The organism is Corallococcus exercitus, from assembly GCF_003611585.1.
GTDB lineage: Bacteria > Myxococcota > Myxococcia > Myxococcales > Myxococcaceae > Corallococcus > Corallococcus exercitus.
This window is the reverse complement of sequence record NZ_RAVW01000425.1, coordinates 1-8,303: the sequence shown is the minus strand read 5'-3', so window position 1 is coordinate 8,303 and position 8,303 is coordinate 1. Positions and strand designations below refer to the sequence as shown.

Below are 8,303 nucleotides of genomic sequence, written 5' to 3'. Positions count from 1 at the left end.
CACTGCGACCGCGTTGGAGCCGGGACGGTACGTGCCCCCGACGACCCCCACCGAGCAGAAGCTCGCGGCCCTCTGGACCGAGGTGCTTCGCGTCGAGCGCATCGGCGCGGAGGACGACTTCTTCGAGATGGGAGGGCACTCGCTGCTGGCCACCCAGCTCGTCTCGCGCGTGCTCGGGGCCTTCGGCGTGGAGCTGCCCCTGCGCACCTTCTTCGAGGCGCCCACCCTGGCGGCGCTCGCCCGGCGCATCGACGAGGCCGGGCCGCGGGCTTCCGAGAAGGAAGGGCCTGCGTTGACTCCGGTGCCTCGCACGGGGGACCTGCCGTTGTCCTTCGCGCAGCAGCGGCTGTGGCTGATTGATCAGCTCGAGCCTGGGAGCCTCGCCTACAACATTCCCACCGCCCTGCGGATGCAGGGGGTCGTGGACGTCGCGGCATTGGAGCAGGCCTTCCGCGCCCTCATCGAACGGCACGAGCCCCTTCGCACCACCTTCGCGCCACGGCAGCCCGAGCCCGTCCAGGTCATCCACCCCACCGTCGACTTCTCCCTGCCCGTGGTGGACTTGAGCGCCATGGGGGACGCGGCGCTGGAGGAGTCCCGGCGACTGGCCTCTGCCGAGGCCGTGCGTCCGTTCGATCTCGCGCAAGGACCGCTGCTGCGCGTCCAGTTGCTGAGGCTCGCGGCCACCGAGCACGTGCTGCTGCTGACGATGCACCACATCGTCTCCGACGGCTGGTCCATGGGCGTGCTCGTGCGCGAGCTTGTCGCCTTCTACGAGGCGTTCCGCGAGGGACAGTCGCCGGAGGTGGCCCCGCTGCCTGTCCAGTACGCGGACTACGCGGCCTGGCAGCGCTCGTGGTTGCAGGGGGAGGTGCTCGAGGCGCAGCTGGGCTACTGGAAGCAGCAGCTCACCGGCGCTCCCGCGCTGCTGGAGCTGCCTACCGACAAGCCGCGTCCCGCCGTGCAGTCCCAGCGCGGTGCGTCCCTGCCGGTGCACCTGCCGCTGTCCGATGCGCTCACGGACTTCTGCCAGCGTGAAGGCGTCACGCCCTTCATGGCCCTGCTGGCTGCCTTCCAGGTGCTGCTGTCGCGCTACTCCGGCCAGGAGGACGTCTCCGTCGGCACGCCCATCGCCGGCCGCACCCGGGGGGAGACCGAGGGCCTCATCGGCCTCTTCATCAACACCCTCGTCCTGCGCTCCCACGTCGCGCCGGATGCGTCGTTCCGACAGCTCCTGGCCCAGGTGCGCGACACCACCCTGGCCGCCTACGAGCACCAGCACCTGCCCTTCGAGAAGCTCGTCGAGGAGCTGCAACCGCAGCGCAGTCTGAGCCACTCGCCGCTGTTCCAGGTCATGCTCGTGCTGCAGAACGCGCCGGCCTCGGAGCTGAGTCTCGCGGGCCTGTCCTTCCAGCCCCTTGCGCGTGACTTCGAGGCCACCAAGTCGGACCTCACCTTGTCGCTTGCCCAGACGCCTCACGGCCTCACCGGCACCCTGGGCTACCGCACCGACCTCTTCGCGCAGGCCACTGTCACGCGCATGGTGGAGCACCTGCGCGTCCTGCTGGAGGCCGCGCTGGCTTCGCCTGACTCACGCGTCAGTGAGTTGCCGCTGCTGACGGATGCGGAGAAGAAGCTGCTCCTCACGGATTTCGTCTCCACCGAGGCGCCGCTTCCCCCGCCTCGCGGCGTGCACGCCCTCTTCGAGCAGCGCGCTGCCCTCCATCCGGCTGCGCCCGCCGTGGCGTGCGATGGCCAGGTGCTCACCTACGGAGAGCTGGATGCACGCGCCAACCAGTTGGCCTGGCATCTGCGCTCCCTGGGCGTCAGCACTGACTCGTGCGTCGCGCTGTGCCTGGAGCGCTCCGTTGAAACCGTCGTTGCATTGCTGGGCGTCTGGAAGGCCGGCGGGGCCTACGTGCCGCTGGACCCGGCCCAGCCCGCCTTGCGCTTGCAGTCCCTCGTGCAGGAAGTCGCCGCGCCTGTCGTCATTACGGTGGCCCGTCATGCCTCCGCGTTTGCCTCTTCCAGCGCGCATGTCGTTCGCCTGGATGAAGACGCTGCAACCCTCTCCCGGCTGCGCACCGACGCACCGCCGGGTGAGGCGCATCTGGACTCCCTTGCCTACGTCCTCTTCACTTCGGGCTCCACCGGCAGGCCCAAGGGCGTCGCTGTCGCTCACGCGCAGCTTTCCACCTACGTCGATTCAGTGACGCAGCGCCTGGGGCTGGAGGCTTGCTCCAGCTTTGCCCTCGTCTCCACCTTCGTCGCCGACCTGGGCAACACCGTCCTCTTCCCCGCCCTCACTACCGGTGGCCTGCTCCACGTCCTCTCCCAGGAGTGCGCTTCCAGCCCGGCGGCCCTGGCCGACTACTTCGCGCGTCACCCCATCGACTGCATGAAGGTGGTGCCTTCGCACCTGGCCGCATTGCTCACCGCGCCCGAGCCTCGCCACGTCCTGCCTCGCAAGCGCCTGGTGCTCGGTGGTGAATCCTCCACCTGGGCCCTGCTCCAGTCCGTCCATGCCCTGGCTCCGGACTGCGAGGTGCACAACCACTACGGCCCCACTGAGACGACCGTCGGCGTGCTCGCAGGCCGTGTGCAGCTGCCTCCGGCAAATCCGGCTCCCGCCTCCGTCCCGCTGGGCTGGCCGCTGGCGCACTCCCGCCTCTACGTGCTGGATGCTTCGCTGCGGCCCACGCCTCTCGGTGTCCCCGGCGAACTCTTCGTCGGCGGCGCGCAGGTGACTCGCGGCTACCTCGCCCGGCCTGACCTCACGGCCGAGCGCTACGTGCCGGACCCCTTCAGCCCTTCTCCCGGCGCTCGCATGTACCGCACGGGTGACCGCGTGCGCTGGCTCGCGGACGGCCGCGTGGAGTTCCTCGGCCGCGTCGACTTCCAGGTGAAGGTGCGTGGCTTCCGCGTGGAGCCCGGTGAAATCGCCACCGTGCTTCGTGCACTTCCCTCCGTGCATGAAGCCGTCGTCGTGGCTCGCCAGGACTCTCCCGGCGAGGCCCGCCTCGTCGCCTACGTCGTTTCGGACTCCACGGATGTGTCCGCGCTCCGTGAGAGTCTGAAGCAGCGGCTGCCCGAGTACATGGTGCCCTCCGCCTTCGTCTTCCTGGAGGCCCTGCCCCTCACTCCCAACGGCAAGGTGGACCGCAAGGCCCTGCCCGTTCCCGAGGCCACCACCTCCGCCTCCGCCTCCGCCTACGTCGCCCCGAGCACTCCTACCGAGGAGAAGCTCGCTTCCATCTGGGCCGAGGTGCTGCGCCTTCCCCGCGTGGGCGCCAGCGACCACTTCTTCGAGCTGGGCGGACACTCCCTGCTGGCCACGCAGCTCGTGGCTCGCGTGCGCGCGGCTTTCGACGTGGAGTTGCCCCTGCGCTCCGTCTTCGAAGCCCCGAGCCTGACAGGCCTCGCGCGCCGCATCGATGACGCCAGGGCCCGGACATCCGGACTTCTGGCTCCGCCCCTGGTCGCTGTTCCTCGCACGGGAGAGCTGCCGCTGTCCTTCGCGCAGCAGCGGCTCTGGTTCCTGGATCAGCTCCAGTCCGGAACGGCCACGTACAACATGCCGTACGCGCTGCGCCTGGAGGGCCCAGCCGATGTCTCCGCCCTGGAGCGCGCCTTCCACGAACTCATCCGTCGTCACGAGTCCCTGCGCACCACCTTCCACGCGCAAGCGGGCGAGCCCATCCAGCGCATCCATTCCACCGTGGACTTCGTCCTGGACCGGGTGGACCTGGAGCACCTCGCCGAGGACGCGCGTCAGGCGGAAGCCCAGCGGCTCGCCGCCGCGGAAGCGCTGCGCCCCTTCGACCTCACCCGGGGCCCGCTGCTGCGCGCCTCGCTCCTGAAGCTCACCGAGCAGCAGCACGTGCTGCTCGTGACGCTGCATCACATCGTCTCGGACGGATGGTCTCGCGGCGTGCTCGTGCGCGAGGTGGCCGCGCTCTATGCGGCCTTCGTCCAGAGCAGGCCTTCACCGCTTCCCGAACTGCCCTTGCAGTATGCCGACTTCGCCGTCTGGCAGCGCTCGTGGCTGCAAGGCGATGCGCTCGGGGCGCAGCTGGACTACTGGAAGCAGCAGCTCTCCGGTGCTCCCGCCCTGCTGGAGCTGCCCACGGACAAGCCGCGTCCCGCCGTGCAGTCCCAGCGTGGTGCCTCCCTGCCCGTGCACCTGCCTCTGTCGTTGTCGGAGGCACTGTCCGACTTCTGCCAGCGCGAGGGCGTCACGCCCTTCATGGCCCTGCTGGCCGCCTTCCAGGTGCTGCTGTCGCGCTACTCCGGCCAGGAAGATGTCTCCGTCGGCTCTCCCATCGCCGGCCGCACTCGCGCGGAGACTGAGGGCCTCATCGGCTTCTTCGTCAACACGCTCGTGTTGCGTTCGAACGTGCAGCCCGCGGCTTCGTTCCGCCAGCTCGTGGCCCAGGTGCGTGACACCACCCTGGCCGCCTACGAACACCAGCACCTGCCGTTCGAGAAGCTGGTCGAGGAGCTGCAACCGCAGCGCAGCCTGAGCCACTCGCCGCTGTTCCAGGTCATGCTCGTGTTGCAGAACATGCCTGCCACGGAGCTGAGTCTCGCGGGCCTGACCTTCCGGCCCCTGGAGCAGGACTTCGAATCCACCAAGTTCGACCTGCGGCTCTCCCTGACGCAGACACCCCAGGGCCTCACGGGAGCTCTTGGCTACCGCACGGACCTGTTCGAGTCGTCCACCGTCTCCCGCATGGTGGACCACCTGCGCGTCCTGCTGGAGGCCGCGCTTGCCTCTCCTGGAATGCTTGTCAGCGAGCTGCCCCTGCTGACGGACGCCGAGAAGAAGCTGCTGCTTCAGGACTTCGTCTCCACCGAGGCGCCCCTTCCTGCGCCTCGCAACGTGCACTCCCTCTTCGAGCAGCGCGCTGCCCTCCATCCGGATGCGCCCGCCGTGGCGTGCGACGGACAGGTGCTCAGCTACGGAGAGCTGGATGCACGCGCCAACCAATTGGCCTGGCACCTGCGTTCACTCGGCGTCGGCACCGACTCGTGCGTCGCGCTGTGCCTGGAGCGCTCCGTTGAAACCGTCGTTGCCTTGCTGGGCGTCTGGAAGGCCGGCGCTGCCTACGTGCCGCTGGATCCGGCTCAGCCTGCCTTGCGCTTGCAGTCCCTGGTGCAGGAAGTCGCCGCGCCTGTCGTCATTACGGTGGCTCGCCACGCGTCCTCTTTCGCGCACGTCGTTCGCCTGGATGAAGACGCCTCCGTGCTTTCGCGCCTGCGCACCGATGCGCCCGCTCATGAGGCGCATCCGGACTCCCTTGCCTACGTCCTCTTCACCTCCGGCTCCACCGGCAGGCCCAAGGGCGTTGCCGTCGCCCACTCCCAGCTTTCCACCTACGTCGATTCAGTGACGCAGCGCCTGGGGCTGGAGGCTTGCTCCAGCTTTGCCCTCGTCTCCACCTTCGTCGCCGACCTGGGCAACACCGTCCTCTTCCCCGCCCTCACCACCGGTGGCCTGCTCCACGTCCTCTCCCAGGAGTGCGCTTCCAGTCCCGCAGCCCTGGCCGACTACTTCGCGCGCCACCCCATCGACTGCATGAAGGTGGTGCCTTCGCACCTGGCCGCCCTCCTCACCGCGCCCGAGCCTCGCCTCGTCCTGCCTCGCAAGCGTCTGGTGCTCGGTGGTGAGTCATCCACCTGGGCCCTGCTCCAGTCTGTCCATGCTCTCGCTCCGAACTGCGAGGTGCACAACCACTACGGCCCCACTGAGACGACCGTCGGCGTGCTCGCAGGCCGTGTGCAGCTGCCTCCGGCAAATCCGGCTCCCGCCTCCGTGCCGCTCGGCTGGCCGCTGGCGCACTCCCGCCTCTACGTCCTGGACGCTTCGCTGCGGCCCACTCCACTGGGTGTCCCCGGCGAACTCTTCGTCGGTGGCGCGCAGGTGACTCGTGGCTACCTCGCCCGGCCTGACCTCACGGCCGAGCGCTACCTGCCGGACCCCTTCAGCCCTTCTCCCGGCGCTCGCATGTACCGCACGGGGGACCGCGTGCGCTGGCTCGCGGATGGCCGCGTGGAGTTCCTCGGCCGCGTGGACTTCCAGGTGAAGGTGCGTGGCTTCCGCGTGGAGCCCGGCGAAGTCGCCACCGTGCTGCGGTCGCTTCCTTCCGTGAACGAAGCCGTCGTCGTGGCTCGCGAGGACTCCCCCGGCGACACTCGCCTGGTCGCCTACGTCGTCGCGAATACCCAGGACGTGTCCGCGCTCCGTGAGAGCCTGAAGCAGCGGCTGCCCGAGTACATGGTGCCCTCCGCCTTCGTCTTCCTGGAGGCCCTGCCCCTCACTCCCAACGGCAAGGTCGACCGCAAGGCGCTGCCCATCCCGCAGGCAGCTGCCTCCTCCACCGGGTACGTCTCACCGACCACTCCCACCGAGGAACTGCTCGCGTCCCTCTGGGCCGAAGTGCTGCGCGTGGAGCGTGTCGGTATCGCGGAGGACTTCTTCGCTCTCGGCGGCCACTCGCTGCTGGCCACGCAGTTGGTCTCCCGCATCCGTGCCGCCTTCGGCGTGGAAGTGCCGCTGCGCGCGCTCTTCGAGGCCCCCACCATCGCGGCTTTCGCCCTCCGCATCGAGGCCGCGCGACAGGCGCATACCTTCCAGGCCCCTCCGCTGGTGCCGGCACCGCGCACGGAAGCGGTGCCCCTGTCCTTCGCGCAGCAGCGCCTGTGGTTCATTGATCAGCTCGTCCCCGGGTCGTCCACCTACAACATCCCGTCCATCCTCCGGCTGGAGGGTGAGCTGCACGTCGAAGCCCTGCGGCAGAGCCTCACCGAACTGGTGCGCCGCCACGAAGCCCTGCGCACCACGTTCTCCGAAATACAGGGTCAGCCCTTCCAGCGCATCGCTTCCCCCAGCGACCTGCCCCTGCCCACGGTGGACCTCAGCCCTCTGGGCGAGGCAGCCCTCGACGAGGCCCGGCGCCTGGCGTCCGCCGAAGCCCAGCGGCCCTTCGATCTGGCCTCCGGGCCGCTCGTGCGCGCGCTGCTGCTGAAGCTCGCTCCTACCAAGCACATGCTCGTCTTCACCCTGCACCACATCGTGTCCGACGGCTGGTCCCGCGGTGTCCTCATCCGCGAGGTGGCCGCGCTCTACACGGCCTTCTCCGAAGGTCAGCCCTCGCCCCTGCGTGAGCTGCCCGTCCAGTACGCCGACTACGCCCTCTGGCAGCGCTCATGGTTGCAGGGCGAAGTGCTCGACACCCAGCTTGCCTACTGGCGCCAGCGCCTCTCCGACGCGGCTCCGCTGAAACTGGCGACGGACTTCCCCCGCCCCGCCGTGCAGAGGTCCCACGGTGGCATGCAGCCCCTGCGGCTGCCCCTGCCGCTGACGGGTGCGCTCAAGGCGCTCGCCCGGCGTGAAGCAGTCACGCCCTTCATGCTCCTGATGGCTGCCTTCCAGGCGCTCCTGGCCCGCTACTCCGGCCAGGAGGACATCAGCGTTGGCACGCCCATCGCCGGCCGCACTCGCGCGGAGACCGAGGGCCTCATCGGCTTCTTCGTCAACACGCTCGTTCTTCGCTCTCGCGTCGCATCGGGGGCTTCGTTCCGCCAGTTGCTCCAGCAGGTGCGTGAAGCGTCTCTTGGCGCCTACGCCCACCAGGACATCCCCTTCGAGCGGCTCGTCGAGGACCTGAGGCCCCAGCGCGACCTGACGCGCCCGCCGCTCTTCCAGGCCCTCTTCGCCCTGCAGAACACGTCCATGCCTTCGCTCCGGCTCCCCGGGCTCTCCCTGCGGGGCCTGGAGCTGGAGGGCCACAACGTCAAGGCCGAGCTGGAGCTGTTCGTCTTCGAGTCCTCCGACGGCTTCGAGGGCGCTCTCGGCTTCAACACCGACCTCTTCGCTCCCGCCACCGCACAGCGCATGGCGCGGCACTTCGTCTCCCTGGTCGAAGCGCTCATCTCCCATCCCGAGGCGCCGCTCGCCTCCGCGCCCATGCTTTCCCAGGACGAGCTTCGCCAGTTCCTGGTTCAGTGGAACGACACGCGGTCGCCCTTCCCCGACGAAACCTCCATCCACCAGCGCTTCGCGGAACAGGCGCGCGCGGTTCCGGACGCGGTGGCGGTGGTGTTCGGTGATGACCACCTCACGTACCGGCAGCTGGATGAGCGCGCCAACCAACTCGCCCATGCGCTCATCGGTCTGGGCGTGCGTCCGGGCACTCTCGTGGCGCTGGGCCTGGGGCGCTCGCTCGACCTCATCGTCGCCCTCCTGGGCGTCCTCAAGGCCGGCGCGGCCTACGTCCCCCTGGACGTGAGCTACCCCCACG

Annotated in this window: 1 pseudogene; it reads left to right on the top strand. The window is 69.3% G+C overall.

Annotated elements, in window-relative coordinates:
- Nucleotides 1–31: 31 nt before the first annotated feature.
- Nucleotides 32–8,303: pseudogene (locus D7W79_RS34580) on the top strand (amino acid adenylation domain-containing protein); the annotation flags it as partial.